The 23935-nt window shown below is 69.2% G+C and carries 26 protein-coding genes; 15 read left to right on the top strand and 11 right to left on the bottom strand.

Annotation, left to right across the window (positions count from 1 at the left end; genetic code table 11):
• Positions 1–18 precede the first annotated feature (18 nt).
• From ABTV10_RS22895 to ABTV10_RS22875, 5 genes are read left to right on the top strand one after another with little or no spacing between them, the layout of a single operon-like run.
• A complete protein-coding gene (locus ABTV10_RS22895; protein ID WP_499030746.1) occupies positions 19–951 on the top strand; it encodes a carbohydrate ABC transporter permease in 933 nt (310 codons plus the stop codon).
• Entirely contained in the window at positions 948–1850 is a 903-nt protein-coding gene (locus ABTV10_RS22890; RefSeq protein WP_499030744.1) for a carbohydrate ABC transporter permease, read from the top strand. The genes ABTV10_RS22895 and ABTV10_RS22890 overlap by 4 nt, the downstream gene beginning before the upstream one ends.
• Positions 1851–1884: 34 nt before the next feature.
• Positions 1885–3216 carry an ABC transporter substrate-binding protein gene (locus ABTV10_RS22885; protein ID WP_499030741.1) on the top strand — a complete coding sequence of 444 codons (1332 nt, stop codon included), beginning with the start codon at positions 1885–1887 and terminating at the stop codon, positions 3214–3216.
• Between the two features lie 21 nt (positions 3217–3237).
• Positions 3238–4332 (top strand): ABC transporter ATP-binding protein, encoded by a 1095-nt coding sequence (locus ABTV10_RS22880; RefSeq protein WP_499030739.1) that lies wholly within the window; start codon positions 3238–3240, stop codon positions 4330–4332.
• Between the two features lie 22 nt (positions 4333–4354).
• Positions 4355–4681, top strand: a complete 327-nt coding sequence (locus ABTV10_RS22875) for a YnfA family protein (protein ID WP_433607870.1) — start codon at positions 4355–4357, stop codon at positions 4679–4681.
• Here ABTV10_RS22875 and ABTV10_RS22870 read toward each other — a convergent pair.
• Positions 4665–5345 carry a TetR/AcrR family transcriptional regulator gene (locus tag ABTV10_RS22870; RefSeq protein WP_499030735.1) on the bottom strand — a complete coding sequence of 227 codons (681 nt, stop codon included), beginning with the start codon at positions 5343–5345 and terminating at the stop codon, positions 4665–4667. The genes ABTV10_RS22875 and ABTV10_RS22870 overlap by 17 nt on opposite strands.
• Before the next feature lie 112 nt (positions 5346–5457).
• Here ABTV10_RS22870 and ABTV10_RS22865 point away from each other — a divergent pair, with 112 nt between their 5' ends.
• Positions 5458–5832 (top strand): nitroreductase family deazaflavin-dependent oxidoreductase, encoded by a 375-nt coding sequence (locus ABTV10_RS22865; protein WP_433607866.1) that lies wholly within the window; start codon positions 5458–5460, stop codon positions 5830–5832.
• 44 nt (positions 5833–5876) lie between these two features.
• On the opposite strand, the gene ABTV10_RS22860 is transcribed toward ABTV10_RS22865, so the two are convergent.
• From ABTV10_RS22860 to ABTV10_RS22830, 7 genes are all read right to left on the bottom strand, one after another.
• Complete coding sequence (locus ABTV10_RS22860; RefSeq protein WP_499030732.1) at positions 5877–7835, bottom strand: M13 family metallopeptidase; 1959 nt, start codon at positions 7833–7835, stop codon at positions 5877–5879.
• An 81-nt stretch (positions 7836–7916) separates the two neighbouring features.
• Complete coding sequence (locus ABTV10_RS22855; protein ID WP_499030730.1) at positions 7917–8786, bottom strand: PDDEXK-like endonuclease domain-containing protein; 870 nt, start codon at positions 8784–8786, stop codon at positions 7917–7919.
• Between the two features lie 122 nt (positions 8787–8908).
• Positions 8909–9832, bottom strand: coding sequence for a PaaI family thioesterase (locus tag ABTV10_RS22850; RefSeq protein WP_433607860.1), 924 nt, complete (start codon positions 9830–9832; stop codon positions 8909–8911).
• Between the two features lie 135 nt (positions 9833–9967).
• Complete coding sequence (locus ABTV10_RS22845) at positions 9968–10732, bottom strand: pirin family protein (protein WP_499030727.1); 765 nt, start codon at positions 10730–10732, stop codon at positions 9968–9970.
• A 213-nt stretch (positions 10733–10945) separates the two neighbouring features.
• Complete coding sequence (locus ABTV10_RS22840; RefSeq protein ID WP_433607854.1) at positions 10946–11911, bottom strand: pirin family protein; 966 nt, start codon at positions 11909–11911, stop codon at positions 10946–10948.
• A 101-nt stretch (positions 11912–12012) separates the two neighbouring features.
• A complete protein-coding gene (locus ABTV10_RS22835) occupies positions 12013–14541 on the bottom strand; it encodes a helix-turn-helix transcriptional regulator (RefSeq protein WP_499030724.1) in 2529 nt (842 codons plus the stop codon).
• A 238-nt stretch (positions 14542–14779) separates the two neighbouring features.
• Positions 14780–15658, bottom strand: a complete 879-nt coding sequence (locus tag ABTV10_RS22830; protein ID WP_433607850.1) for an alpha/beta fold hydrolase — start codon at positions 15656–15658, stop codon at positions 14780–14782.
• Positions 15659–15938: 280 nt separating this feature from the next.
• On the opposite strand from ABTV10_RS22830, the gene ABTV10_RS22825 reads away from it, so the two are divergent.
• Entirely contained in the window at positions 15939–16226 is a 288-nt protein-coding gene (locus ABTV10_RS22825; RefSeq protein ID WP_433607848.1) for a hypothetical protein, read from the top strand.
• A 21-nt stretch (positions 16227–16247) separates the two neighbouring features.
• On the opposite strand, the gene ABTV10_RS22820 is transcribed toward ABTV10_RS22825, so the two are convergent.
• Positions 16248–16493 (bottom strand): hypothetical protein, encoded by a 246-nt coding sequence (locus ABTV10_RS22820; protein WP_499030721.1) that lies wholly within the window; start codon positions 16491–16493, stop codon positions 16248–16250.
• Positions 16494–16629: 136 nt separating this feature from the next.
• On the opposite strand from ABTV10_RS22820, the gene ABTV10_RS22815 reads away from it, so the two are divergent.
• Together ABTV10_RS22815 and ABTV10_RS22810 are read left to right on the top strand one after the other, a co-directional pair.
• A complete protein-coding gene (locus tag ABTV10_RS22815) occupies positions 16630–17352 on the top strand; it encodes an SDR family NAD(P)-dependent oxidoreductase (protein WP_499030718.1) in 723 nt (240 codons plus the stop codon).
• Positions 17353–17447: 95 nt separating this feature from the next.
• The gene (locus ABTV10_RS22810) at positions 17448–17852 is read left to right on the top strand and encodes a VOC family protein (RefSeq protein ID WP_433607842.1); all 405 of its coding nucleotides are present in this window, start codon (positions 17448–17450) and stop codon (positions 17850–17852) included.
• Between the two features lie 12 nt (positions 17853–17864).
• Here ABTV10_RS22810 and ABTV10_RS22805 read toward each other — a convergent pair whose 3' ends face one another.
• The gene (locus ABTV10_RS22805; protein ID WP_433607840.1) at positions 17865–18854 is read right to left on the bottom strand and encodes a sigma-70 family RNA polymerase sigma factor; all 990 of its coding nucleotides are present in this window, start codon (positions 18852–18854) and stop codon (positions 17865–17867) included.
• Between the two features lie 128 nt (positions 18855–18982).
• On the opposite strand from ABTV10_RS22805, the gene shbA reads away from it, so the two are divergent.
• Complete coding sequence (gene shbA, locus ABTV10_RS22800; protein WP_499030715.1) at positions 18983–19639, top strand: RNA polymerase sigma factor ShbA; 657 nt, start codon at positions 18983–18985, stop codon at positions 19637–19639.
• A gap of 4 nt (positions 19640–19643) precedes the next feature.
• Here shbA and ABTV10_RS22795 read toward each other — a convergent pair whose 3' ends face one another.
• Positions 19644–20264: an FHA domain-containing protein gene (locus ABTV10_RS22795; RefSeq protein ID WP_433607838.1), complete on the bottom strand. Its 621-nt coding sequence runs from the start codon at positions 20262–20264 to the stop codon at positions 19644–19646.
• A 92-nt stretch (positions 20265–20356) separates the two neighbouring features.
• On the opposite strand from ABTV10_RS22795, the gene ABTV10_RS22790 reads away from it, so the two are divergent.
• From ABTV10_RS22790 to ABTV10_RS22770, 5 genes are all read left to right on the top strand, one after another.
• Positions 20357–21193: an alpha/beta hydrolase gene (locus ABTV10_RS22790; RefSeq protein WP_499030712.1), complete on the top strand. Its 837-nt coding sequence runs from the start codon at positions 20357–20359 to the stop codon at positions 21191–21193.
• Between the two features lie 14 nt (positions 21194–21207).
• A complete protein-coding gene (locus ABTV10_RS22785; protein ID WP_433607834.1) occupies positions 21208–22185 on the top strand; it encodes an alpha/beta fold hydrolase in 978 nt (325 codons plus the stop codon).
• Positions 22186–22293: 108 nt separating this feature from the next.
• Positions 22294–22638: a YciI family protein gene (locus ABTV10_RS22780; protein WP_433607832.1), complete on the top strand. Its 345-nt coding sequence runs from the start codon at positions 22294–22296 to the stop codon at positions 22636–22638.
• Between the two features lie 6 nt (positions 22639–22644).
• On the top strand, positions 22645–23325 hold the full coding sequence (locus ABTV10_RS22775; RefSeq protein WP_499030708.1) for a sigma factor-like helix-turn-helix DNA-binding protein: 681 nt from the start codon (positions 22645–22647) through the stop codon (positions 23323–23325).
• The gene (locus tag ABTV10_RS22770) at positions 23235–23912 is read left to right on the top strand and encodes an RNA polymerase sigma factor (RefSeq protein ID WP_499030706.1); all 678 of its coding nucleotides are present in this window, start codon (positions 23235–23237) and stop codon (positions 23910–23912) included. Before ABTV10_RS22775 ends, ABTV10_RS22770 begins: the two co-directional genes overlap by 91 nt.
• Positions 23913–23935 lie beyond the last annotated feature (23 nt).

The raw sequence follows: 23935 nt of genomic DNA, 5'->3' as shown, positions 1-23935 counted from the left end.
GCCGGTAACACTGCGGCGGTGAGATCGAGTCCGGAGAGAACGCTCCCGCAGGCGCCCGGCCGCGGCCTGCTCGGCCGCCCGTGGCGCGACTACGCGCTGTTCGTGGCCCTGGTCGGCCCCAACCTGGTGCTGCTGACCCTGTTCACGTATCGACCGCTCATGGACAACATCCGGCTCTCGTTCTTCGACTGGAACATCGCCGATCCGGTGGCGACCTTCATCGGTCTCGACAACTATCGGGAATGGTGGAGTCGCGACGACACGTGGCAGATCGTCTCCAACACGGTCGTGTTCACGCTGGCGACGGTGGTCGGTTCGATGGTGCTCGGTCTCGGACTGGCGCTGCTGCTCGACCGTAAGCTATTGGGGCGCAACCTGGTTCGTTCGGCGATCTTCGCCCCGTTCGTGATCTCCGGAGCTGCGATCGGTGTGGCGTTCCAGTTCGTGTTCGATCCCAACTTCGGCCTCGTCCAGGACCTGCTGCACCGCGTCGGCGTCACCTCGGTGCCGGACTTCTACCAGGAACCCGGCTGGGCGCTGTTCATGGTGACGGTCACCTACATGTGGAAGAACCTCGGCTACACGTTCGTCATCTACCTCGCCGCGCTGCAGGGCCTGCGCCCCGAGCTGTCGGAGGCCGCCGCGATCGACGGCGCGAGCACGTGGACCCGGTTCCGCCGAATCCTGTTGCCGCAGTTGCGACCCACCACCTTCTTCCTGTCGATCACGGTGATGCTCAACTCGCTGCAGGTGTTCGACATCATCAACGTCATGACGCGGGGCGGCCCGCTCGGGACCGGGACGACCACGATGGTCTACCAGGTCTACAACGAGTCGTTCCGCAACTTCCGGGCCGGGTACGGCGCCACGGTCGCCACGATCATGTTCCTGGTGCTGCTCGCCGTCACCGTCTACCAGGTGCGGGTCATGGATCGGGGTGAGCAGGCATGACCGCCGTCGAGGAGCGTTCGGTCGCCCGGTCGCTGCCCAGCGAGATCCTCGCGCCGGACGCGCGTGTGCAGCGGCGCCGTCAGCGCGCGCTGACCGCGCTCGGGTACGCCGCGATGGTGTGCGCGCTCGTGATGGTGGCGCTGCCGCTGTTCTGGATCGTCATGACGTCGTTCAAGGATCGGCCCGACATCTACACCCAGCCGGTCACGTGGTGGCCGAGTTCCTTCCATCCCGAGAACTACACCGAGGCAGTCACGTCGGTGCCGTTCACGACGTTCCTGCGCAACTCGGTGATCATCACGACGGCGCTGGCGGCGATCAAGTTCGTGCTCGGTGTCCTCAGTGCCTACGGACTGGTGTTCCTGCGGTTCCCCGGCAAGAACGTCGTGTTCCTGACCATCATCGCGGCGCTCATGGTTCCCAACCAGATCACGGTGATCTCGAACTACGCGCTGGTCGCGGAGTGGGGATGGCGAAACACCTTCCAGGGCATCATCTTTCCCCTCGCCGGCGTCGCCTTCGGGACGTTCCTGATGCGCAACCACTTTCTGTCGATACCGTCCGAGATCATAGAGGCGGCGCGGATGGACGGCGCCGGGCACCTCCGGCTGCTGTGGCGGGTCGTGCTGCCGGTGTCGGGGCCGACGATGGTCGCGTTCGCGATCATCACCGTGGTCAACGAGTGGAACGAGTACCTGTGGCCGTTCCTGATGTCCGACGACGCATCGGTCGCGCCGCTGCCGATCGGGCTGACTCAGTTGCAGAACAACGACGGCCTCACCAACTGGGGACCGGTCATGGCCGGCACCGTGCTGACGATGCTACCGATCCTCGTGATCTTCCTTCTGCTGCAACGACACATGATCAAGGGCCTCACCTCCGGTGCGGTCAAGGGCTGACTTTTCGAACCATGCATGAAAGGCACTGACGAAAATGGCACACATCAACCGTCGCGGCTTCCTCGGACTGACCGGGGCGATCGCGGCCGGGGCCGCGCTGACCGCATGCGCAGGCTCGGGATCGGGCTCCGGTTCGTCGAGCTCGAGCGCGTCGAGCACGGGTGGCTCGAACACGATCACGTTCTGGTCCAACCACCCGGGCAAGTCCCAGGATGTGGAGAAGGAACTGATCAAGCGCTTCGAGGCGAAGTATCCCGACCTGAAGGTCGACCTGGTGGACGGCGGCAAGAACTACGAGGAGGTCTCGCAGAAGTTCAATGCCGCGCTGTCGGGTGGAGCGCTGCCGGATGTCGTTGTGCTGTCCGATGTCTGGTGGTTCAACTACGCACTGACCGGGGCGATCGAACCGCTGGACCCGCTGTTCGGCGAGGTGGGCGTCAACGCGTCCGACTACGTCGACTCGCTGCTCGCCGACTACCTGTTCCAGGGCAAGCACTTCGCGCTGCCGTACGCCCGCTCGACCCCGATCTTCTACTACAACAAGCAGATCTGGGCGCAGGCCGGGCTGCCCGACCGCGGTCCCGCTACGTGGCAGGAGTTCGACCAGTGGGGTCCGGAGCTGCAGCGCGTGGTCGGTGACGGCAAGCTGGCGCACGGCTGGGGCAACGCCAAGAACTACCTGAGCTGGACCTACGAGGGCCCGATCTGGACCTTCGGCGGTGCGTACTCCGACCAGTGGACGCTGAAGTTGGACGATCCCAAGACGCTCGAGGCAGGCAACTTCCTGCGCGACATGGTCTTCACCAAGAAGTATGCGGCGGTGTCGAGCGACATCGCGAACGAGTTCGGCGCCGGGATCCTGGCCTCGACGATCGCGTCGACCGGAGACCTGTCGGGCATCAAGAAGTCCGCGGCATTCGACTTCGGCACCGCGTTCCTGCCGACGTCCGACGGCCGACCCGGCTGCCCCACCGGTGGCGCCGGCCTCGCGATCCCGTCGCGCATCTCCGACGAGCGCAAGAAGAACGCACTGAAGTTCATCGACTTCATCACCAACGCCGAGAACACCGCGTACTTCTCGCAGAACATCGGTTACATGCCAGTCCGCAAGTCTGCGGTGGAAGTGCCGTCGATGAAGGCATACCTGGACGCGAACCCCAACTCCCGCACGGCCGTCGAGCAGCTCGCGCACACCCGGTCGCAGGACTACGCCCGCGTCTTCGTCCCGGGCGCCGACCAGGTGATCGGCACCGGGCTCGAGCAGATCGCCCTGCAGAACGCCGACGTGAAGTCGACGTTCGCGTCGGTGGCATCGCAGCTGCAGCAGACGATCGACCGGCAGATCGCCCCGAAGCTGCCCCAGTAGTAGAAACGCAGAAGGAAAACCATGGCACACGTGCAGTTCTCGGCGGTCACGCACCGCTACCCGGGCGGCGAGCGACCGGCCGTCGACCGACTCGACCTCGACATCGCGGAGGGCGAGTTCGTCGTCCTCGTCGGGCCGTCCGGGTGCGGGAAGTCCACGAGCCTGCGGATGCTCGCCGGTCTCGAATCCGTCGAGACCGGACACATCCGCATCGGGGGCGCGGACGTGACGGGCCTGCCGCCGAAGGCGCGCGATGTCGCCATGGTCTTCCAGAACTACGCGCTGTACCCGAACATGACGGTCGCCGAGAACATGGGCTTCGCCCTGCAGAACGCGGGCGTGAACAAGACCGAGCGCACCGCCCGGGTCCTCGAGGCCGCGCGGATGCTCGAACTCGAGCCGCTCCTGGGGCGCAAGCCGGCCAAACTCTCAGGCGGACAACGCCAGAGGGTCGCGATGGGACGTGCGATCGTCCGACACCCGGCGGTGTTCTGCATGGACGAACCGCTGTCGAACCTCGACGCGAAACTGCGGGTGAGTACGCGCGCCCAGATCTCCGGCCTGCAGCGGCGGCTCGGCACCACCACCGTCTACGTCACGCACGATCAGGTCGAGGCGATGACGATGGGTGACCGGGTGGCGGTGATGCGGGACGGTCGGCTCCAGCAGATCGCCCGTCCGCGCGACCTGTACGACGACCCGGTCAACACGTTTGTCGCCGGGTTCATCGGATCTCCTGGGATGAGCCTGCTCGAGGCGCGGGTCGAGGGGGCGACCGCGGTTCTGGGCGAGCTGCGGGTGCCGCTGCCGGCGTCGGCGCGCAGGGAGGAACGCGTCGTGGTCGGGGTCCGCCCGGAGTCGTGGACCCTCGTGGGGGAGTGGCGCAAGGGCGCGCTCACGGTGGTCGCCGAGCTGTTCGAGGAACTCGGCGCCGAATCGTTCGTCCACGCGGTCAAGGCCGACCCGACCGACGGGACGTGGACGAGCCGCGGCGGCCGCGTGGTGGTCCGCGTCGACCGGAAGGTGTCGGTGCGCCCCGGTGAGCAACTGCACCTGCTGCCGAAGCTCGACGAGGTGCGGTTCTTCTCGGCGTACTCGGACGAGCGGCTGCGGTGACCACTCACGCATAATCCGTGCCATGACGGTGACTCGCTCGATCCTGCTGTTCGTCCTGGCCGCGCTGTTCGAGATCGGCGGCGCCTGGCTGGTCTGGCAGGGCGTGCGCGAACACCGCGGCTGGCTGTGGGTCGGCGCCGGCATGATCGCGCTCGGCGTGTACGGACTGGTCGCGACGATGCAGCCCGACGCCAACTTCGGGCGCATCCTCGCCGCGTACGGCGGTGTGTTCGTGGCGGGTTCGCTGCTGTGGGCCGTCGTGATGGACGGCTTCCGGCCCGACCGCTACGACATCGTCGGCGCGCTGCTCTGCCTGTGCGGCGTCGGCGTGATCATGTACGCGCGGTAGGGGTTCGGCGGCGGGCTTCGAGCGCGTCCAGGATCAGGTCCAGGCCCCAGCCGAACTCGCTCGTGTGGTCGTACCCGGGCTGCAGGGCGTGGTCGGTGATCATCTCCGCGAGGTACGGCAGCTCGTCCGCCGGCAGCTGGTCGAGGATGTTGCCGGCCACCTCCTCGACGTCGTCCGGCGTCGTCACCGGCAGGTTCGCCTCCTGGAGGACGTAGCCACCGATGTAGCTGTCGACGAGCGAGACCGCGTGGGCCGCCATCGGCAGCGTGAACCCGGCCCGTCGGAGGACGCCGAGGACCGTGTCGTGGTGGCGCAGCGTCGCCCGGCCGGGGTGGCGGCGCGAATCCATGAGCCCGAGCGCCCAAGTGTGTTGCGACAGAACGGTTCGCGCGGAGGTCGCGCGCGCACGGATCGCGTCACGCCAGTCGTCGCACTCCGGGTCGGGCAGCTCGATCGCGGCGAACACCGCGTCGACGACGCCGTCGAGCAGCGCGTCCTTGTTCGGGACATGGTGATAGAGCGACATCGCCTCGACGCCAAGCTCCTGTGCCACCCGGCGCATGGTGATCGCCTCCACGCCCCCGCGGTCGGCGACCTCGATCGCGGCTTCCAACACGCGCTCTCGGCTCAGTGGGCGGCGCGGCGAGCGCGGTGATGGTGACACGAGGGCTCCCGTTGCGGATGGGCGGACAGGCATGCTGGGTGTTGACAACCTTACAGGCGTAAGCCAGCCTTACACGCGTAAGGAAGAATGGGGCGAGGGAAAGGGGAGTGCGATGCCGATGCCGAGGTGGTGGGGCCACGTGAACAAGCGCGTGTTCAATCCCCGCGCGGTCGCGGGCGGGAAATGGCCGGTGCTCGAGCACGTCGGCCGCACGTCCGGTGCGACGTACCGCACCCCGCTCGACGCGTTTCCGGTCGACGGGGGCTACCTGTTCGTGCCGGTGTACGGGTCGGGGGCGGACTGGGTGCGCAACGTGCTGGCGGCCGGCAGGGCCCGGCTCCGCGTCGACGGGACAGAGGTCGAACTCACCGCGCCGCGACTGGTGGGCGAGAGCGAGGCGTTCGAGGCTCTGCCGGGCGATGCGGCGCGCCCGCCGAAGCTGCTCCGGATCCGCGAGTTCCTGCGGATGGACCTGGCCGGGTCCTGAGGGCGGTTCGCCGGTCGGGGGACCGGCGAACCGCCCGTGCGGCACTACCAGATCTTGACGCGCTTGTCGGGCTCCAGGTACAGGGCGTCGCCCGGTTCGACCCCGAACGCCTCGTGGAAGCTGTCGAGGTTGCGGATCACGCCGTTGCAGCGGAACTCCGGCGGCGAGTGCGGGTCGACGGCCAATCGCCGCAGTGCTTCTTCCTTGCGCGCCTTGGTCCGCCACACCTGCGCCCACCCGAAGAACACGCGCTGCAGACCGGTCAGTTCGTCGAGCACCGGGGCCTCGGCGCCCTCGGTCGCGATGCGGTACGCCTCCAGCGCGATCGACAGGCCACCCAGGTCGCCGATGTTTTCGCCGATCGTGAACTCGCCGTTGACATGATGTCCCGGCAGGTCCTTGGGCTCGAAGTCGTTGTACTGCTCGATGAGCGCCTTGGTGCGCTTGCCGAACTCGGTGCGGTCGTCGTCGGTCCACCAGTCGACCATGTTGCCGTCGCCGTCGTACTTGGCGCCCTGGTCGTCGAATCCGTGCCCGATCTCGTGGCCGATGACCGCGCCGATACCGCCGTAGTTGGCGGCGTCGTCCGCGTCGGCGTCGAAGAACGGCGGCTGCAGAATCGCTGCGGGAAAGACGATCTCGTTCATGCCCGGGTTGTAGTACGCGTTGACGGTCTGCGGGGTCATGAACCACTCGTCACGGTCCACCGGGCCGCCCAGCTTGGCGATGTCGCGATCGTGGTCGGCGGCGAACCCGCTGCGGTAGTTGCCCACCAGGTCGGCCGGGTCGATCTCGACGGCCGAGTAGTCCCGCCACTTGTCCGGGTACCCGATCTTCGGGGTGAACTTCTCGAGCTTCGCGAGGGCGGCCTGCCGGGTCTCCGGGCTCATCCACTCGAGGTCGGAGATGTTGCGGCGGTACGCCTCCTGGAGGTTGGCGACCAGCACCTGCATGCGCGCCTTGGACTCCGGCGGGAAGTGCCGCTCGACGTACAGCCGGCCGACGGCCTCGCCGAGCAGGTCCTGCACGAGCGAGACGCCGCGCTTCCACCGCTCACGGTTCTCCTGCGTGCCGCTGAGGGTCTTGCCGAAGAACGCGAAGTCCTCCGCGACGATCGCCTCGGTCAGGTACGGCGCCCGCGAGTGCAGGATCCGCCACGTGGCCCAGGCCTTCCAGTCCTCGATCGGACGCGACGTCCACAGGTCGGTCAGCGTCTCGACGAAGCTCGGCTGACGCACCACGATCTCGGCCAGCTGCTCCGGCGTGGCCTGCAGGCCGGAAATCCAAGCAGCCCAGTCGAACCCGCCGTGCTGCGACCGGAGGTCGCCCAGCGTCACCAGGTTGTAGCTCAGCTCGGCGTCGCGGCGCTTGACGACGTCCCAGTGGCCGGCCGCGATCGCGGTCTCGAGGTCGAACACGCGCTGGGCGTCGTAGTCGATGCCGGCCAGCTCGAACATCTTCCGGACGTGCGCGAGGTACGCCGCGCGGACCTCGGCGTAGCTGTCCTCGCGGTAGTACGACTCATCGGGCAGGCCGATGCCGGACTGCGTGAAGTGCACCAGGTAGCGCGCCGAGTTCTTGGCGTCGGTGTCGACGTACTGTCCGATCGCGCCGCCGACACCGGCGCGCTGCAGGCGTCCGACGACGCCGGCCAGCTCGCTCAGGTCGGCGGCGTTCGCGACCGCCGACAGTTCCTCGGCGATCGGGGTCAGTCCGGCGGCCTCGACGGCGTCGGCGTCCATGAAGCTCGAATACAGGTCGCCGATCTTCTGCGCGTCCGTGCCGTGCGCCGCGCCGGACTCGGCCGCCTCCTGGATGAGCGTCTTCACGTCCTCCTCGGCCTTGTCGTACAGCGTGCGGAACGCGCCGTCCACCGCCCGGTCGGCCGGGATCTCGTACTCGTCCAGCCACTTGCCGTTGACGTGCACGAACAGGTCGTCCTGGGGGCGGATGGCCGGGTCGAGATGGGTGAGGTCGATGCCGGAATGCTGCGCAGTCGTCATCGCTCCATCTTTACACCGCCTCGCCGGTCGCGGCCGATCCTGAAGGATTCGTCCCGGGTACCGACCCGAATCCTTCGCACATCATCCGGCGAGCGCCTGGCGGACCTGTGCGATCACGCCCTCGGGGTCGTTGCGCAGGTGGTGCCACGTGAAGCGCAGCACGTGCCAGCCCGCGTTCATCAGCGCGTTCTGACGCTGCGCGTCACGGTTGAACCGGTCGACGTCGCGGTGCCATGCCCACCCGTCGACCTCGATCGCCACCCGCTCGGAGACGAACGCGACGTCGATCTCGTATCCGCAACTGCGGACGTGTGGACGCCAACCCGTCAGCCCGGCCTGCCGCAGCAGACGGTGCAACATGCGCTCCGCCTCCGAGGCCCCGCCCTCGCCGGCCGCCCTCAGCAGTTGTGCTGCGGCGGACGCTCCGTGGCGGCCGGGATTGCGCTCGTGAACTGCCTGGAGTGTTTCGATTGTGGTGTGGCGCTGGATTGCCCTGTCCATGAGTGCAGAGCCGTCGCGCAGCGTGACCGCTGCTTCGAGGACGGACAGAGATAGTCCCGTCACACGCAGTGCGCGGCGGGACTCGGTGTCACGTCGGTCGAGGTCGCGTCGGCGGACCTGGATGCCACTGCGGCGACGTACGGCTCGGGAAGCCGGGATCGTGACGCAGTGCACCGTCGGAGGGCGGTCCAGTAGTCCGTGCCACCAGGCGGCGCTGGCCCCGCACGCGACGGCCCCCGGTCCACTCGCGTACACCGCGGCACGGAGATCGACTGCAGGGGTGCGGGCGCGATCCGCCCGTAGGTAGACGCCCGTGGTGAGGCGCCGCCACTCCGCGGAACGGACGCGTCGGCTCACCGCGGACTTGGACATGCCTGCGCCCGGGGCCTGGGCGAGCGTCACTACGCCGTCCTGCCGGGCCATCGCGGCGTGCACCTGAGATGGCGTCATACCGGCTTCGACGCTGCTCGTGCCGAGATGGTTCCGTCCGCGATTCGTGAAGGATCAGTCCCGCGAACCGACCCGAATCCTTCACGAATCGGTGGTTCGAACGTCGACGCCGAGGGAAGCGGTCAGAACAGCTGCGCGCTCGCGGCCGCCCGGATCAGCACCTGCCCGGACCCGTCGAGCAGGCGGGACTCGATGAGCGCCAGCCGCCGTCCGGCGCGGACGACCTCCGCCTCGGCGCGGATGTCGGGGCCGTCGGTGGCGGGGGAGCGGACGAAGTCGATGCGCAGGTCCAGGATCCGGTACTGCTGGTCGGCGGCGGTGAGGGTCTGTGCGACAAGGCCGTTGACGAGGTCGGCCGCGGTGATCAGGACACCGCCCTGGATCGAACCCAGGTAGTTGCTCATCCAGTCCTGTGGCGCGAACGTCGCGGTGAGGCTGCCGCGCTCGACGTCGGTGAGACGGAGGTCGAGCAGCCCGGCGAGGGGCCCACGGGCGATCCGCTCCGACGCGATGCCGTCGACCACATCCAGGCCGGCCCGTCCGGCCAGTTCGTCCGGTGCCGCGCACGGCTCGGGGGCGGGCACGGGGAGGCGATCGCCGCTGAAGACCGCGTCGGCGTTCGCGCGCGGTCGTGTGACGAAGACGCCGCGGGACTGGAGGACTGCCACCGTGTTTCCGTCGCCGTCGTGCATGGCGCCGGCCGCGAGACCGATGCCCGCGTCGGCGTCGAGGGTGACGACGTCACCGGTCGAGACGACCGTCCCGTGGGCCGGCATCGGCGCCGCCAGCGTCGCCGAGATCTGTGACAGCACCATGCCGGCACTGGAGGGGATCGAGTTGCCCAGCGCGCCGCCGGGGCACGCATCGGCGAGCACGCCGACCGATCCGAGGATCGTCTGCCCACGGTGATCGTGGAACCGGGAGCCGACCTCCTGCGCGAGCACGAGGTGCCCCGGCCGCACCTCCCGTGCCTCGACACCCATGAACAGGTTGAGCCGGTCGCGGCTTTCGGGTGCGGTGCGGAGATCAGCGGCAGTCTCGGTCATCGGTCTTGTGTATCACTACCGCCCGGCGTCGCCGAACGGCTGTCCCAGCCGGGCGCTCGCCCGGGCGGAAACCCGCAGGTGCCCGTCCGCCGATCAGCCGCGTCTCGATCAGCGCGAGGCGGCGCGCCTCGGCTCTCACCCGCCGAGACGGGCGTGCATCTCCCACACCAGGATCTCGCCGCCCGTCTCGGTCGTGACGGTTTGACCGCCGGAAGCGCTGGCGCGGACCGCGTCCCCTTCGTACAGCGTCCCGACGCCCTCCATCTCGGCGGTGCCCTGGGCGACGAACACGTGCACGAACGGGGCCTCGGGGATGCGCACCGGCCGGCCCGGCTGGAGACGGGCGGCGTGCAGCGACGCGTACTTGTTCTTGATGCGGATCGCAGCGTGGTCCCGGTGCTGCGGCATGCCCGATGCGACAGGGACCAGCCCGCCGGTCAGCAGTTCGTCGTCGATCTCCAATTGCTCGTAGCCGGGCGTGATGCCGGCCTCGTCCGGGACGACCCACATCTGGATGAAGTGGACGGGGTCGGTGTGCTCGTCGCCCTGCAACCGCCACGAGTCGTTCTTCTCCGAGTGCAGGATCCCGGTGCCCGCGCTCATCCGCTGGGCGAGACCCGGATAGATCACTCCGGAATGCCCGATCGAGTCCTGGTGCACCAGCGAACCCTGCAGCACCCAGGTGACGATCTCCATGTCCTTGTGGGGATGGGTGTCGAAGCCCTGGCCAGGCTGGACGATGTCGTCGTTGTTGACCAGCAGCAACCCGTGATGGGTGTTGTCCGGGTCGTAGTGGTGGCCGAACGAGAACGAGTGCTTCGAGTCCAGCCACGGGATGCGGGTCTTCGAACGATCACCCGCACGGTGGACGTCGATGTGGGGAGTGGTGAGAGCTGGCATGCGGTCCTCCTCGGTGACGAGCGCGGATGGGGCTTCTCCGGTGCATTCGAGGCATTTCGCGCTGTCGAGTCACAAGGGTACGAAGTGGGGCGGGTCGGCGCCGAATCAGCGGTGTCGGTTCGGTCTCGGAGTGTTCACGGACGAGTGTCGGAACCAATCACCCGGGTCGGTCGACCGACCCAGGTGATCGCTTGTCCAACAACATCATTGATGTCATTCGAGGGTGTCGTGAGCGGCGGGGATCGAACCCAGGCGGCCCGCCTGGAAGTCCTCGAACGCCTGCATGACCTCGGCCTTGGTGTTCATGACGAACGGGCCGGCCATCGCGACGGGCTCCCGGATGGGCTGCCCGCCGAGGACGAACACCTCGAGCGACTCGGTGCGCGAGTCCTGGACGTCGGCGGCCGCAACCGTGATCGAATCGCCGCGTCCGAGGACCGCGGTCTGGCCCGACGAGATCGGCCGGCGCTCCGCGCCGACGAAGCCGTCACCGGCGAGCACGTAGACCAGCGCGTTGAAGTCGCGGTTCCACGGCAGCGTCACGCTCGCGCCCGGCGCGACGGTCGTGTGCGACAGCGCGATCGGGGTGTAGGTCGATCCCGGTCCGTGGTGACCGCCGATCTCGCCGGCGATCACGCGGATCAGCGCGCCACCGTCCGGGCTCGACACCAGCGCGACCTTGCTGCCGGTGATGTCCTGGTAGCGCGGCGCGGCCATCTTGTTGCTCTTGGGCAGGTTGACCCACAGCTGGACGCCGTGGAACAGGCCGCCGCTCATCACCAGGTGCTCGGGCGGGGCCTCGATGTGCAGGATGCCGCCACCCGCGGTCATCCACTGGGTGTCGCCGCCGCCGATGATGCCGCCGCCGCCGTTGGAGTCCTGGTGCTCCATGATCCCGTCGATCATGTAGGTCACGGTCTCGAAGCCGCGATGCGGGTGCCACGGGGTGCCCTTGGGCTCACCGGGCGCGTAGTTCACCTCGCCCATCTGGTCCATGTGGATGAAGGGGTCGAGGTGGGCGAGGTCGATGCCGGCGAAGGCGCGGCGTACGGGAAATCCCTCACCCTCGTACCCGACGGGGGCGGTGACCACGCCGCGCACCGGCCGGTCCACCGCGGACGGATCCGCGGCCTCGAGGCGCGGCAGCGCGAGGATGTTGTCGACGGTTACAGCAGGCATGGGACGCTCCTGAGATCTATTAGTTGAGGATTCAACTAGTTCACCGTAGCTCAACGCATCGTGCACGGAACTATTCCCGGCCCTCCCGGCGCCGGTGGACGCTAGGCGTCGGAACCGGACCCGATCAGGCCCAGTCGCGCGGCCGTCAGCAGCGCGTCGGCGCGGGAATGGACGCCGAGCTTGCGGTACAGGCTGCGGAGCTGCGACTTCACGGTGTTCTGTGACACGAACAGCCTGGCCGCGATCTCCGCGATCGAGGGTGTCGACACCAGCGCCGCCAGCACTGCCGATTCGCGGTCGCTGATGTCGACCAGCTGGACGCGGTCCGGGAACACCGCGTCGCTCTCGGCCGGTGCCGCCGCCAGCCAGGCCTCCGGCAGCGCGATCCCCAGCTCCGACAGCTGCGCTATCCGTACGGCGGGCAGCGACGCGAAGGGGCGGACCATCCCGGTCTGCTCGAACAGCGCGATGGCGCGCCGCAACATCGTCTGCGCCCGCGCGTGGTGGGCCAAGTCCAGATTCGCGGCTGTCTGGATGAGCGCGGACTCCAGGCGGATGCGCGGGTACGGGCAGTCCGCGACGGTCGGCTGCGAGCAGTCGGCGAGCGCAGCGGCCGGCTGGCCGCTCGACAACTCCATCCGTGCGTGGGCGAGCGTCGTCCAGGGGCCGCGGCCGCGCGCATTCTCGAGCGTCATCCACGTTTCGTTGCCGCGTCCCAGGGCCAGGTGCAGCTCGGCCTCGGTGGCGGCGAGCAGTTGCGCTGCCATCGACTCGGGCGTGTACCAGCGGTCGTAGACCGTCACCGCGCGGTGCAGGCGGTCGAGTCCCATCTCGGCGTGCCGGCTGACGAGCGCGAGTTGGCAGTGCGCGTACACCGCGAACGCCCACAGCTCCTCGTCGTCGGGAAGATTGCCCAGCTCCGCGAGGGCCAGGCCGGCGAGATGGAGTTCCATCCGATCGATCGCGACGAGTGCGGCCGCGACCAGTCCACCGACGCGGCCCGCCGGAGTGCCCCACGAGGACGTGTCCTCCTGTCGGCGTTCCCGGTCGAGCCAGGAGTCGGCGTGCCCCAGTTCGCCGATCAGGGCGTAGTCGAGCGCCAGACCACCGGCCGCGTTCCGCGCGATGAAATCGATCCCACCCGGACGACTGTTGTTGTACGCGCGGCGGAACTCGGCCGACGCACGGGCGATGTCGCCGTGCAGTTGGTGCGTGATGCCCCACTGCAGCCGAAGCAGTGGCAGGAAGGGCGCGACCTCGCTCGGTAGCGCGCCGAGGGCGCGCTCGCCGAGCTCCGACATCCGCACGCTCATCCGGGACGCCTGGGTGAGGTTGCCGGAGACTCGCAGGATCAGCGACTGCACGCTGCCGATCGCCAGTGCGTCGGCCAGGTCGGCGGTGTTCAGGGGCGTCTCGTCGCCGATCTCCAGCGGCACCGGATGGGCGATGTGGGGCGCGTCGGATCCGAACCGCAGGAACAGTTCCCGTCCGGCCCGGATCGACAGGTCGCCGGCGGCGGCCTCCTCGGGGAGGGTCATCAGGGTTTCCCGGACGAGGTGGAAGTGCCGGGACATCAGCTGGACCCAGTCGGCCTTGATGATCACGACAGCGAGGTCCCAGTCGCGCGCCTCGACGGCGTGCGCGAGCGCGGAGGCCGGATCGCCGCGGTCGAGGAACCACCGGGCCAGATCGCTCGACGCCCGCAGCGGTCCTTCCGGCGCGGCCCGGCGCACGTCGCGCATCAGCGAGTCGCGAATCGGGGCGGGGTACTTCCACTCGTCGTCCTTGGGCCACGGTGACCGCACGAGCACGCCCGCGGACTCGAGTTCCCGCAGGCGCTGGGGTGCTCGGTCGTCGGTCAGCTTCTCGGCCACCGTGGTGGTGACGGTCCGCGCCGCGGCGATCGTCAGCATGAATTCCCGGAGGTCGGCGAGGCCCGGATCGCGCAGGATCTCGCGTTCGACGTAGCGGTCGATCGAGCGCTCGAGCGCGTGACGGGCCAGTTCCCGGTTCTGGGCATAGTCGGTGCCGAAGGACCGTGCGACAGGTGCCGCCGTCTGGACCAGCGGCGGGAACCCGCCGGTGGCGTCCTGCACCGTCTCCATCAGGCGCTGCGGCAGTGCGACGCCGCGGGCGAGCAGTAACTGTCGCGACTCGTCGGTCGTGAAGCGCAGGTCGGCGGGGGAGATGGAGACGTGATCGACGTCGAGCAGGCCGGCGTCGCCGAACACCTGGGTGCTGCGGGTGGTGACGACGGCATGAACACGTGCGTGCCGGTCCAGGAGTTCGAGCACGCGTGTCTCCGTCGCCGGGTCGTCGAGCCGGTCGACGTCGTCGAGGATCAGGACGACCGGGCCCGAGGAGGGCGCGGATCCGAGGGCCTCGTCGATTCGTCGGGACACCTCGGTCCAGTAGTCCTCCGGTGCGGTGGACGGCGTGGGGGAATCCATCGTGACAACCGGCCCGGACGGTGCTTGCGGCGATGCGATCCACGTCGTCACGAGGCTCGTCTTGCCCGAGCCGCGAGGCCCGCGAACCACGATGAGGGCGGGCAATTCCGACAGCAACGTGAACAGCCGCGGCCGGTCGAGCAGCGTCCGGTGTGCCTGAGTGCTCCGGCGCTCACGCATTCCTGTCCCCGGTTCAGGCTCCACAACCACACTCCCCAGACCCACCGACGCTGTCGGCGCACGCGGCACTGCCCCCGCGAAACCCTGACGTGCACGTAGCCGTCGGGGCCACGTGCACGGACAGCACAGTGTGTCATAACGGCCAGGTCGCGGGAGACGATTCGCGACCCGGGTTACGGGATGCGCGATACCCCTCTTCGGCGGCACCGTTCCGCGAACCGGGCAACCCGGTAGATCCTCACCCGACCATGGCGGGGGACGCGGCGGACGAACCGGTCGTGTAGTGGATCGCGGCTCGGTCAACCAGCCGGACCACCGCGTGCGCCACCTCCTCGGCCTGGTCGAGGATCACCGAATGGCCGGCGTCGTGCAGGCGGACCAACTCCGCGGACGGAAGGGTCGCCGCCATCGCGACGGAATGCTCGAACGGCGTCAGCAGATCGGCGGTGCCGCCGAGCACGAGCGACGGGACGTCGCCGAGCGCGGCGAGCGAGCGGGATTCGTCGACTCCGGCGAGTGACCGCAGGAAACCGCACATCGTGACGACCGACGTCCGGTTGTCCAGTGCGATCGTGGCCAGGCGCTGCGCCAGCCCGGGCATGCGCCGGGCGCCGAACTCGATCGCCGAGACCAGCGGGTGCCGCAGGAACCGGCACAGGCCGGAACGGGTGATGTCGCTGGCGGCCGTCGAGAGCAGTCCGACGCCGACGATGCGCGAGCCGACGGCCTCGGGACGCTGCCGGACGTAGGCCAGTGCGGCCATGCCGCCCATCGAGTGGCCGACCAGGACGACCGGTCCGGTCGGCGCGACCGCGCTGACGACCGCGTCGAGGTCGCGGCCCAACTGGTCGATCGTGTACGTGTGCGCCGGTGCGCTCCCCGAATCACCGTGACCGCGGTGGTCGTAGAACACCATCCGCACCGCCGGCCCCCACTCCCGGGCCAGATGCGAGCGCAGCCGCGCCCACGAATGGGTGTGCAGGCAGTGTCCGTGGACGAACACCACGGTCACCGGCGCGTCGGCGTCGCCGAACTCACGGACGGCGAGGGCGACGCCGTCCGCGGCCTCGACCACGCGCCGTCGGCCGAGCCGGTCGGAACGGAGAGTGGTGATCATGACGCCCTCCCGAGGTCGAGACGAGGATGTGCGCTGGAGCCGCACACACCAATCTCGTCGTGGCCGGGCTCCACGGACAGCGCCCCCGGGAGTGGCTGCCGAACCCCGAGGGTGCCCGTTCTGCCACCTCGGGTGGAGGGATGGGTTTACCGGTAACCGTGCGGGGAGGTTCGCAACGGGAGGAGGATCGCCGGGAAGGCCGCCGTCGGTGCTTGTTCCGGCGACGCGTCGACCGCAGTACGACGAGAGCGCAAACGGAACTCGGCACCGGGAGGCTTTTGTGAACTACTTCGACGATGCACGGCAACCGGCCGCCGTCGCGCGGGAACACCCGGGTGAGGCCATCGAGGACACCCGCAACTGGCCCGGCTACGGCCTGATAGGCGTCGCGATCGTGACCCTGGGCATGACCCTGGTCGCGGCGGGATACGGCTTCCAGGGGTGGGCGTGGATCGCGGGGGCCATCTGCGCGTTGAGCCTCGTCCTGGGAACCACGCTGGTGCTCCACGAGCACCGTCGGGTCAAGCGACTCGATGCAGCGGGCGTGCTGTACCCGTTCGGTCACTGACGGCCGGTGGCGGCCGATGGGTCACGTCGGTTGCCGCTGCGCCCAGTCCTTCTCGATCTCCGGATAGCCCGCCGCGATCTCGTCGACCCGGGCGGGTGTCGCGGATTCGAGTTCAGCGCGGTGCCGCTGCGCCTCGGCGAGCGAACCGGTGAACCCGTTCGCGGTGGGCACCGGCGACGACTCGTCCGCTGTCGGTGCGTTCAGTTCGAGCGTGTGGATGATTCCGTCGAGTCGGCTCGCCACGAAGTGTCGCTTGTCCTCACTCATGAATCCATGACACCACCGGACGGTCCGTGTGCCTACCCCGAAAGCTCGTCGACCGGCGCCGGACGGCCCGCCGTCGGGTTTCGGGGAACCCTCCCCGGGGAACTCGTGGGCGGTATCGGATCGGAGGAGGCGTCGGATGAACGACAGCGAAACGAACGGGTCCCGGGCGCTCGCACTGGTGACCGGCGCCTCGACCGGGATCGGATACGAGTTGGCGCGCGGGCTCGCGGCCCGCCGCTACGACCTGGTGCTGGTGGCCGACGACGACGCGGTCCGTCCCGTGGCCGCCGAGTTCGCGCCGCAGGGGATCACCGCTCACGCGATCGAGGCGGATCTGGCGACCAATGTCGGGCTCGCCGAGGTGCGCCGCTCGCTGGATGCGCTGGAGCGGCCCATCGAGGTGGCCGCACTCAACGCCGGCATCGGGGCGTACGGGCGCTTCGACCGGACGCCGATCGACGACGACCTGCGTGTGATCGCGCTGAACGTGACGGCGACGGTCCGACTCGCGAAGTACGTCCTGCCACCGATGGTCGATCGCGGCCACGGCCGGGTGCTGTTCACGTCGTCCTCGGCGGCCGCGATGCCGGGACATCACTTCGCCATCTACGCGGCGTCCAAGGCGTTCGTGCAGTCCTTCGCGGACGCGGTCCGTGGCGAACTCGCCGACACCGGGGTCACGATCACGACGCTCATGCCCGGCGCCACCGACACCGACTTCTTCGATCGCGCCGGCATGGAGAACACGGAGTTGGCGCGCGGACCCAAGGCCGATCCGGAGGACGTGGCCCTGCGGGCGCTCGAGGCGCTCTTCGCGGGCACCGATTGCCTGGAGATCGGGGTGGCGCAGCGGGTGTGATGAGTTTTCGGGGCGCCGGTGGTCTGTATCGGTGCGGGCTTCCGGTGTGAGTGCCGGGGCCCACGCACCCACCGCCACTCGAGTCAGGAGAAACCATGTCCCGTCTGATCTTCGTGAACCTGCCGGTCGAGAACGTCGCTGCCACCCGAGCGTTCTTCGGCGGACTCGGCTTCGAGTTCAATGAACAGTTCTGCGACGCGAACACCGCCTGCATGGCGATCAACGACTCGGCGTGGATCATGTTCCTCGAGAAGGACCGGTTCCGGGACTTCATCAAGGACGACATCTGCGACACCTCGGCGAGCCGCGAGGTGCTCACCTGCATCTCCGCGGACAGCCGCGAGGGCGTCGACGCGTTGGTCGACGCCGCGGTCGCGGCCGGCGGTTCCAAGTGGATGGACCCGCAGGACCACGGCTTCATGTACGGCCGCTCGTTCCGTGACCTCGACAACCACGTGTGGGAGGTCATGTGGATGGATCCGGCCGCCGCAGGGCAGTGACCGCGGGGACGGTCAGGGACTCTCGGGCAGACCGAATCTGGCGAACAGGTCGACGTCGAAGAAGCACGTGACGTGCGCGACCCCGCGCTCGGTGATGTCGAGTACGTGCAGCTGGAACGGGCGGTGGACGCCGTCCTCGCCGCGCATGTACAGACCGAGCGCGGGCTGGCCGTTGGCCGACGTCGGCAGCAGCCGCATGTCGCCGGGGCCTTCCGACGGGCACTTCTCCTTGACGAGGCGGGCGATGTCGGCGCCGCCGACGTACCAGCCGACGAACGGTGGCATCTCCCAGATCGCGTCCCGGGTGAACAGCTCGACGAGGCCGTCGATGTCGTACCGCTCGAACCCGTCGACGTATCGCTGCAGCAGTTCGCGGGTGGCCTCGGACTCGGGTTCGACGAGCGTGTCCGGCGTCGGTGTCGCCTCGGCCAGCTGTGCCCGGGCCCGCTGGAGGAGGCTGTTGACCGCGGCGGTGGTGGTGCCGAGTGCGTCGGCGACCTCGGCCGCCTTCCACTGGAGCACGTCGCGCAGCACCAGCACGGCACGCTGCCGCGCCGACAGGTGCTGCAGGGCCGCGACGAACGCCAGTCGCACCGACTCCCGGGCGCCGACGACCGTCGCGGGGTCGTCCGCACCCCAGCCGGAGTCCCCCCACACCATCGAATCCGGGATCGGCTCGAGCCACGGCACCTCGCGGCGTTCGACGAGATCGTCGGACGGATCCGAGCTCGGCGCGCCCAGGCCCGTCGGCAGCGGCCGGCGGGCGCGGCTCTCGAGCGCCGTCAAGCACGTGTTGGTGGCGATCCGGTGCAGCCAGGTACGGATCGACGACCGGCCGTCGAACTTCGCGTATCCGCGCCACCCGCGCACCATGGTTTCCTGCAGAAGATCCTCGGCGTCGTGGATCGATCCGGTCATCCGGTAGCAGTGCGCAAGTAGTTCGCGCCGGTAAGGATCTGCTGCCGTGAGGAATTCGTCGTCCAGGCTCTGCCCTACGGTCATGCCCCGAACTCTAGTTGCGGACTGTGACAAGCGGAGGCCGGCGGAACCGTGGGCGCCGGGAGCGGGGTGCGCTACTCCCACCCGAGGGTGCCTGTCGGAGCGTCCGATCGCGGCCGAGGATCGAAGACGTGGGACGGCCGACCGCGCCCCCCGGTGAGGAGACCGACATGTACGGGAATGTCTGCACGACAACACGGATCGGCGAGATGTCGGCCGCCCACGCCAGGGAGGTGTTGGCCGAGTGGGTGCCACGGGCGGTCGCGGGTGAGCGCGACGCGCGCGAACGGGTGGTCGCCGTGGTGTATCCGCTGGTGCGGCGTTACTGCTTCGCCCGGTTGGGGCGCGGCGCGCTGCAGGCGGTCGCCGAGGACGTGGCCCACGAGGCGTGCGTGGCGTTGATGACCGCTTTGCCGCGGTACAGCGATCAGGGTTCGTCGTTTCTGACGTACGTGTACGCGATCGCCGGGCACAAGGTGATCGACGCCCGCCGCGCCGCCGGCCGGACGTGCGCGCCGCTCGAGGACGTCGGTGACGTGGCCTGCCCCGATGCCGGTCCGGAGGAGCGCGCGATCGAGGTCGAGTCCGGCGAGCAGGCGCGGGAACTCGTCGAGTCCCTGCCCCCGCGCTACCGCGAGATCGTGGTGATGCGGTTGGTGTGGGGGATGTCGGCGGCAGAGACCGCGCACGCGCTCGGCACCACGCCCGGAGCGGTCCGCATCGCACAGCACCGTGCGCTCGGCCGACTGCGGACGCGGCTGCGGCCGGACGCGGACGTCGCGGCCTGACCGCTCACAGGTCGTGCTCGGTGATCACGCCGCTGTGCAGCGCCTTCTCGACCAGGCGCAGTCGCTTCTGGTTCTGCGGGAGCTTCTCGACGCCGAACTTCGCGAACAGCGTCCGCAGGTGCGTCTTGACCGCGTCGACGCTGAGGAACACCTCGTCGGCGATCTCCTGATTCGACGCGGGATTCGCGAACGTCGCGTTGTGTTTGTACGGCCGGCACAGCGCGACCAGGATCGAGCGCTGCGTCGGTGTCAGGGAACGCACCGTCGGCATCTGGGCCGCGACCCGGGTGGGCTCGCCCCCCTGCCCGGAGAGGTCGCGGAACACGAACGCGGAGTTGCCGATCCGGATGCTGTCGCCGTTGCGTAGGCGGCGCCGGCCGGAGATCCTCTCGCCGTTGACGAAAGTGCCGTTGCGCGAGAGCCCGTCGTCGACGATGGTCCAGTCGGTGCCGATCCACTCGATCGTGGCGTGCAGCCGGGAGACCTCCGGGTCCGATGTCAGCGGAACGTCGGCCTCGGGTGAGCGACCGACCGTCACCCGTGGCGTGTCGATGGACAACGTCAGCTCGCGCGGGCACCCCGTCTGGTCGGTGTACCGCAGGTAGGGGGCTTCCGTGATGCTCATTGCCGCTCCTGTGGGGACACCTTCATCGTGCCGCCCGCGCACCGCGCTGACAAGCACCACACGACGGCGCCGATCGACCTAGACTCGCATTCGTGCAGCACACAGAGTCGGAATTCACCGGGGTGCACGGCACCCGCATTGCGTACGACGTATGGCGACCGGACGGTGCGCCGACGGGCATCCTTCTGCTCGCGCACGGCCTGGGCGAGCACGCCCGCCGGTACGACCACGTCGTCGAGCGGCTGGTCGGGCTCGGACTGGTGGTGTACGCGCCGGATCACCGCGGCCACGGCCGCTCCGGCGGCAAGCGCATCGAACTGCACGACTGGTCCGAATTCCTCGACGACCTGCACCAGCTGTCGGCGATCGCGGTCACCGAGAATCCGGGACTGCAGCGGTTCCTGCTCGGCCACAGCATGGGCGGCGCGATCGCGCTGACCTACGCCCTGGACCACCCCGACGAACTCGCGGGCCTGATCCTGTCGGCCCCGGCGGTCGACGTCGCCACCGGCAAGCCCAAGGTTGTGATCGAGATCGGCAAGATCATCGGCCGCTTCGCGCCGGGCGTCCCCGTCGAGACCCTCGACGCCAAGGCTGTCTCGCGCGACCCCGCGGTGGTGGCGGCGTACGAGTCGGACCCGCTGGTCTATCACGGCAAGGTCAAGGCGGGCATCGCCCGTGGAATGCTCATCGCGGCCGAGAGCTTCCCGGCGCGGCTGCCGTCGCTCACGATGCCGCTGCTGCTTCTGCACGGCACCGACGACCGCCTCGCCGACGTGTCCGGCAGCCGGATGATCGCGTCGCGGGCAGGGTCGAAGGATCTGACGCTGAACACCTACGACGGCCTCTTCCACGAGGTGTTCAACGAGCCCGAGCAGGAGAAGGTGCTCGACGATCTCGTCGATTGGCTCCGTCCGCGTCTGAAGTGACCTAACCTCCCGGAATGACCGATCCTGCACACACACTCACCCACCGCATGGTGCGCGTCGGCGACATCGACATGCACATCGCCGAGCAGGGTGACGGCGACCCCGTCGTGCTGTGTCACGGCTTCCCCGGGCTCTGGTACAGCTGGCGGCACCAGTTGTCGGCGCTGTCGGCGGCCGGGTATCGGGTGATTGCACCGGACATGCGCGGCTACGGCCGCACCGACGCGCCGTCGGATCCACGCGCCTACGACCGCCGGCACACGGTCGACGACATGGTCGGCCTGCTCGACGCGCTCGGGATCGACCAGGCGGTGTTCGCGGGCCACGACTTCGGTGCGCAGCTGGTGTGGGACCTGCCGAACTGGGCTCCGGGGCGGGTGCGCGCGCTGATGCAGCTCAGCGTCCCGCGTATGCCGCGTCAGCCGGTCCGCCCGACGATCGGGTTCCGGTATCTCGCGTCCCAGCACTTCGTGCATCTGCACTACTTCCAGGAGTTCGGCCCGGCCGACCGGGAGTTGGGTGAGCACCCGAGGGAGTTCTTGGCCAAGATCTTCCACGCCCTCAGCGGCGCCAACCGGTACCTCGACTGCTGGGACTTCCCGTCGGAGGGTAACGGGTACCTCGACGTGCTGCCCGATCCGCCCGCGTTGCCGTGGTCGTGGCTGACCGGGGACGAATTCGATTACTACGTCGAGGAGTTCACGCGGACCGGGTTCACCGGTGGGCTCAACTGGTACCGGGCGGACGACTACGTGTGGGAGCAGAACGAGGAACTGCACGATCGCCCGATCACCGTTCCTACGATGTTCATCGCGGGCTCGAAGGATCCGGTGCTCGAGATGATGGGTGCGAATCCGTTCGAGACCATGACCGCGATGGTGCCGGGCCTGGTCTCGACGCACGTGATCCCCGACGTCGGACACTTCGTTCAGATGGAGGCCGCCGAGCAGGTCAATGCCGCGATGCTGGGGTTCCTGCGCGGACTCGACTGACGGCACGGCCCGTGGAAAGAATTCTCGACGGGCCTGTCCATCGGCGGCCTCCTCGATCGTCGTCATGGTGTACCGCAACAACGAGAACCTCCCGAGGAGGAACCGACCATGAAGTATCTGCTGCTCATCAACGCCGACTCCGTCAACCCCGACAACGGGTGCACCCCCGAGGACTGGATGGTCTACGACAAGCAGGTCAAGGACGCCGGGATCTACGTCTCGGGGGAGTCGTTGGCTGACCTGACCACCGCGACCAGCGTGCAGGTGGGGCCGGACGGCGACCGCACGATCACCACCGACGGGCCGTTCGCCGAGACCCGCGAGGTGCTGGGCGGGTTCTACGTCATCGACGTGCCCGACCTCGACGTCGCGCTCGACTGGGCGGCGAGGTGCCCGGGATCGCGTGGCAGTGGCCGCATCGTGGTGCGACCGATCGCCGACTTCGGAAACTGACGGCCGGTGGAGCGGGAGGGCAGCGGCCGCGAGACCGCCGCGCCGGAGGCCTCCGTCCAGGCGGTCTTCCGGGAGGAACGCGGTCGGCTGCTCGCCGCCCTGGTGCGCCGGTTCGGTGACCTCGACCTCGCCGAGGAAGCCACGTCGGAAGCGATCGAGTCGGCTCTGCGGCACTGGCCGGTGGACGGAGTGCCGTCCAAGCCCGGCGCCTGGCTGTTGACCACGGCGCGGCGCCGGGCCGTCGACCGACTGCGCCGGGACCGGGCGCTCGCCGCGCGCATCGCGGTGCTGCAGGTGGAGGCCGATCGCGCCGATCCCGCCCCACCCGCAGACGTGAGCGGCGAGTTGCCCGACGAGCGCCTGCAGCTGTTCTTCACGTGCGCGCACCCGGCACTGCCTGCCGCGGACCGCGCGGCCCTGACGCTCCGCTGCCTCGGCGGCCTCACGACACCGGAGGTGGCGCGGGCCTTCCTCGTGCCTCCGGACACGATGGCGAAACGAATAGTGCGGGCCAAGAAGAGGATCCGGACCAACCGCATGCCCTTCCGGATGCCGGGGGCCGACGAGTTCCGCAGCGCCTGCCCGGCGTCCTGCAGGTGTTGTACTCGATCTTCACCGAGGGATACGCGGCCAGCGAGGGCATGCGACTGCAGCGCGCGGACGTCGCGGAGGAAGCGATCCGGCTGACACGCATCCTGCACCGACTGATGCCGGGCGAGCGCGAGGTGGCGGGTCTGCTGGCGCTCATGCTGCTCGTCCACGCGCGCCGCGCGTCCCGCACCGGCCCGGGCGGCGAACTGGTGTTGCTGGGCGACCAGGACCGCACCGGCTGGGACCGGGCGATGATCGAGGAGGGCAGCGAACTGGTGCTGGTCGCCCTCACCGGCGGCCCGCCCGGGGCCTACGGCGTCCAGGCGGCGATCGCCGCACTGCACGACGAGGCCGCCGACGCCGCGAGCACCGACTGGCCGCAGATCGTGGCCCTGTACGACGTGCTGTTCCGGATCGTGCCGTCGCCCGTCGTCGCGCTCAATCGTGCGGTCGCGGTCGCGATGCGGGACGGCCCCGAGGCCGGGATCGCGCTCCTCGACGGCCTGGCCGACGAACCGCGCCTGCGCTCGTACCACCCGTACGCGGCCGCGCGGGCCGAACTGCTGATCCGCCTCGGACGACGACCCGAGGCGGCCGAGGCGTACCGGCGCGCGCTCGACCTGGCCGGGACCGAACCCGAGCGCGAGCACCTGCGGCGCCGGCTCGGTGAGGCGGAGGGATGACGTTGCGGGGCAGAACCTGTCGT

This window comes from Paraburkholderia sp. RHO2, assembly GCF_050955445.1.
Classification (GTDB): domain Bacteria; phylum Actinomycetota; class Actinomycetes; order Mycobacteriales; family Mycobacteriaceae; genus Prescottella; species Prescottella agglutinans_A.
Note: the sequence above shows the minus strand (reverse complement) of the source record. Positions and strands in the feature narration are given on the sequence as shown.

What these genes read in the sequence shown, in the direction of transcription:
- ABTV10_RS22830 (WP_433607850.1), bottom strand. Translation starts at nt 15,658, where the DNA reads ATGATCACCACTCTCCGTTCCGACCGGCTCGGCCGACGGCGCGTGGTC.
- ABTV10_RS22880 (WP_499030739.1), top strand. Translation starts at nt 3,238, where the DNA reads ATGGCACACGTGCAGTTCTCGGCGGTCACGCACCGCTACCCGGGCGGC.
- ABTV10_RS22850 (WP_433607860.1), bottom strand. Translation starts at nt 9,832, where the DNA reads ATGACCGAGACTGCCGCTGATCTCCGCACCGCACCCGAAAGCCGCGAC.
- ABTV10_RS22815 (WP_499030718.1), top strand. Translation starts at nt 16,630, where the DNA reads ATGAACGACAGCGAAACGAACGGGTCCCGGGCGCTCGCACTGGTGACC.
- ABTV10_RS22860 (WP_499030732.1), bottom strand. Translation starts at nt 7,835, where the DNA reads ATGACGACTGCGCAGCATTCCGGCATCGACCTCACCCATCTCGACCCG.
- ABTV10_RS22810 (WP_433607842.1), top strand. Translation starts at nt 17,448, where the DNA reads ATGTCCCGTCTGATCTTCGTGAACCTGCCGGTCGAGAACGTCGCTGCC.
- ABTV10_RS22840 (WP_433607854.1), bottom strand. Translation starts at nt 11,911, where the DNA reads ATGCCTGCTGTAACCGTCGACAACATCCTCGCGCTGCCGCGCCTCGAG.
- ABTV10_RS22795 (WP_433607838.1), bottom strand. Translation starts at nt 20,264, where the DNA reads ATGAGCATCACGGAAGCCCCCTACCTGCGGTACACCGACCAGACGGGG.
- ABTV10_RS22875 (WP_433607870.1), top strand. Translation starts at nt 4,355, where the DNA reads ATGACGGTGACTCGCTCGATCCTGCTGTTCGTCCTGGCCGCGCTGTTC.
- ABTV10_RS22820 (WP_499030721.1), bottom strand. Translation starts at nt 16,493, where the DNA reads ATGAGTGAGGACAAGCGACACTTCGTGGCGAGCCGACTCGACGGAATC.
- ABTV10_RS22780 (WP_433607832.1), top strand. Translation starts at nt 22,294, where the DNA reads ATGAAGTATCTGCTGCTCATCAACGCCGACTCCGTCAACCCCGACAAC.
- ABTV10_RS22890 (WP_499030744.1), top strand. Translation starts at nt 948, where the DNA reads ATGACCGCCGTCGAGGAGCGTTCGGTCGCCCGGTCGCTGCCCAGCGAG.
- ABTV10_RS22785 (WP_433607834.1), top strand. Translation starts at nt 21,208, where the DNA reads ATGACCGATCCTGCACACACACTCACCCACCGCATGGTGCGCGTCGGC.
- ABTV10_RS22805 (WP_433607840.1), bottom strand. Translation starts at nt 18,854, where the DNA reads ATGACCGTAGGGCAGAGCCTGGACGACGAATTCCTCACGGCAGCAGAT.
- ABTV10_RS22865 (WP_433607866.1), top strand. Translation starts at nt 5,458, where the DNA reads ATGCCGATGCCGAGGTGGTGGGGCCACGTGAACAAGCGCGTGTTCAAT.
- ABTV10_RS22855 (WP_499030730.1), bottom strand. Translation starts at nt 8,786, where the DNA reads ATGACGCCATCTCAGGTGCACGCCGCGATGGCCCGGCAGGACGGCGTA.
- ABTV10_RS22845 (WP_499030727.1), bottom strand. Translation starts at nt 10,732, where the DNA reads ATGCCAGCTCTCACCACTCCCCACATCGACGTCCACCGTGCGGGTGAT.
- ABTV10_RS22835 (WP_499030724.1), bottom strand. Translation starts at nt 14,541, where the DNA reads ATGCGTGAGCGCCGGAGCACTCAGGCACACCGGACGCTGCTCGACCGG.
- ABTV10_RS22885 (WP_499030741.1), top strand. Translation starts at nt 1,885, where the DNA reads ATGGCACACATCAACCGTCGCGGCTTCCTCGGACTGACCGGGGCGATC.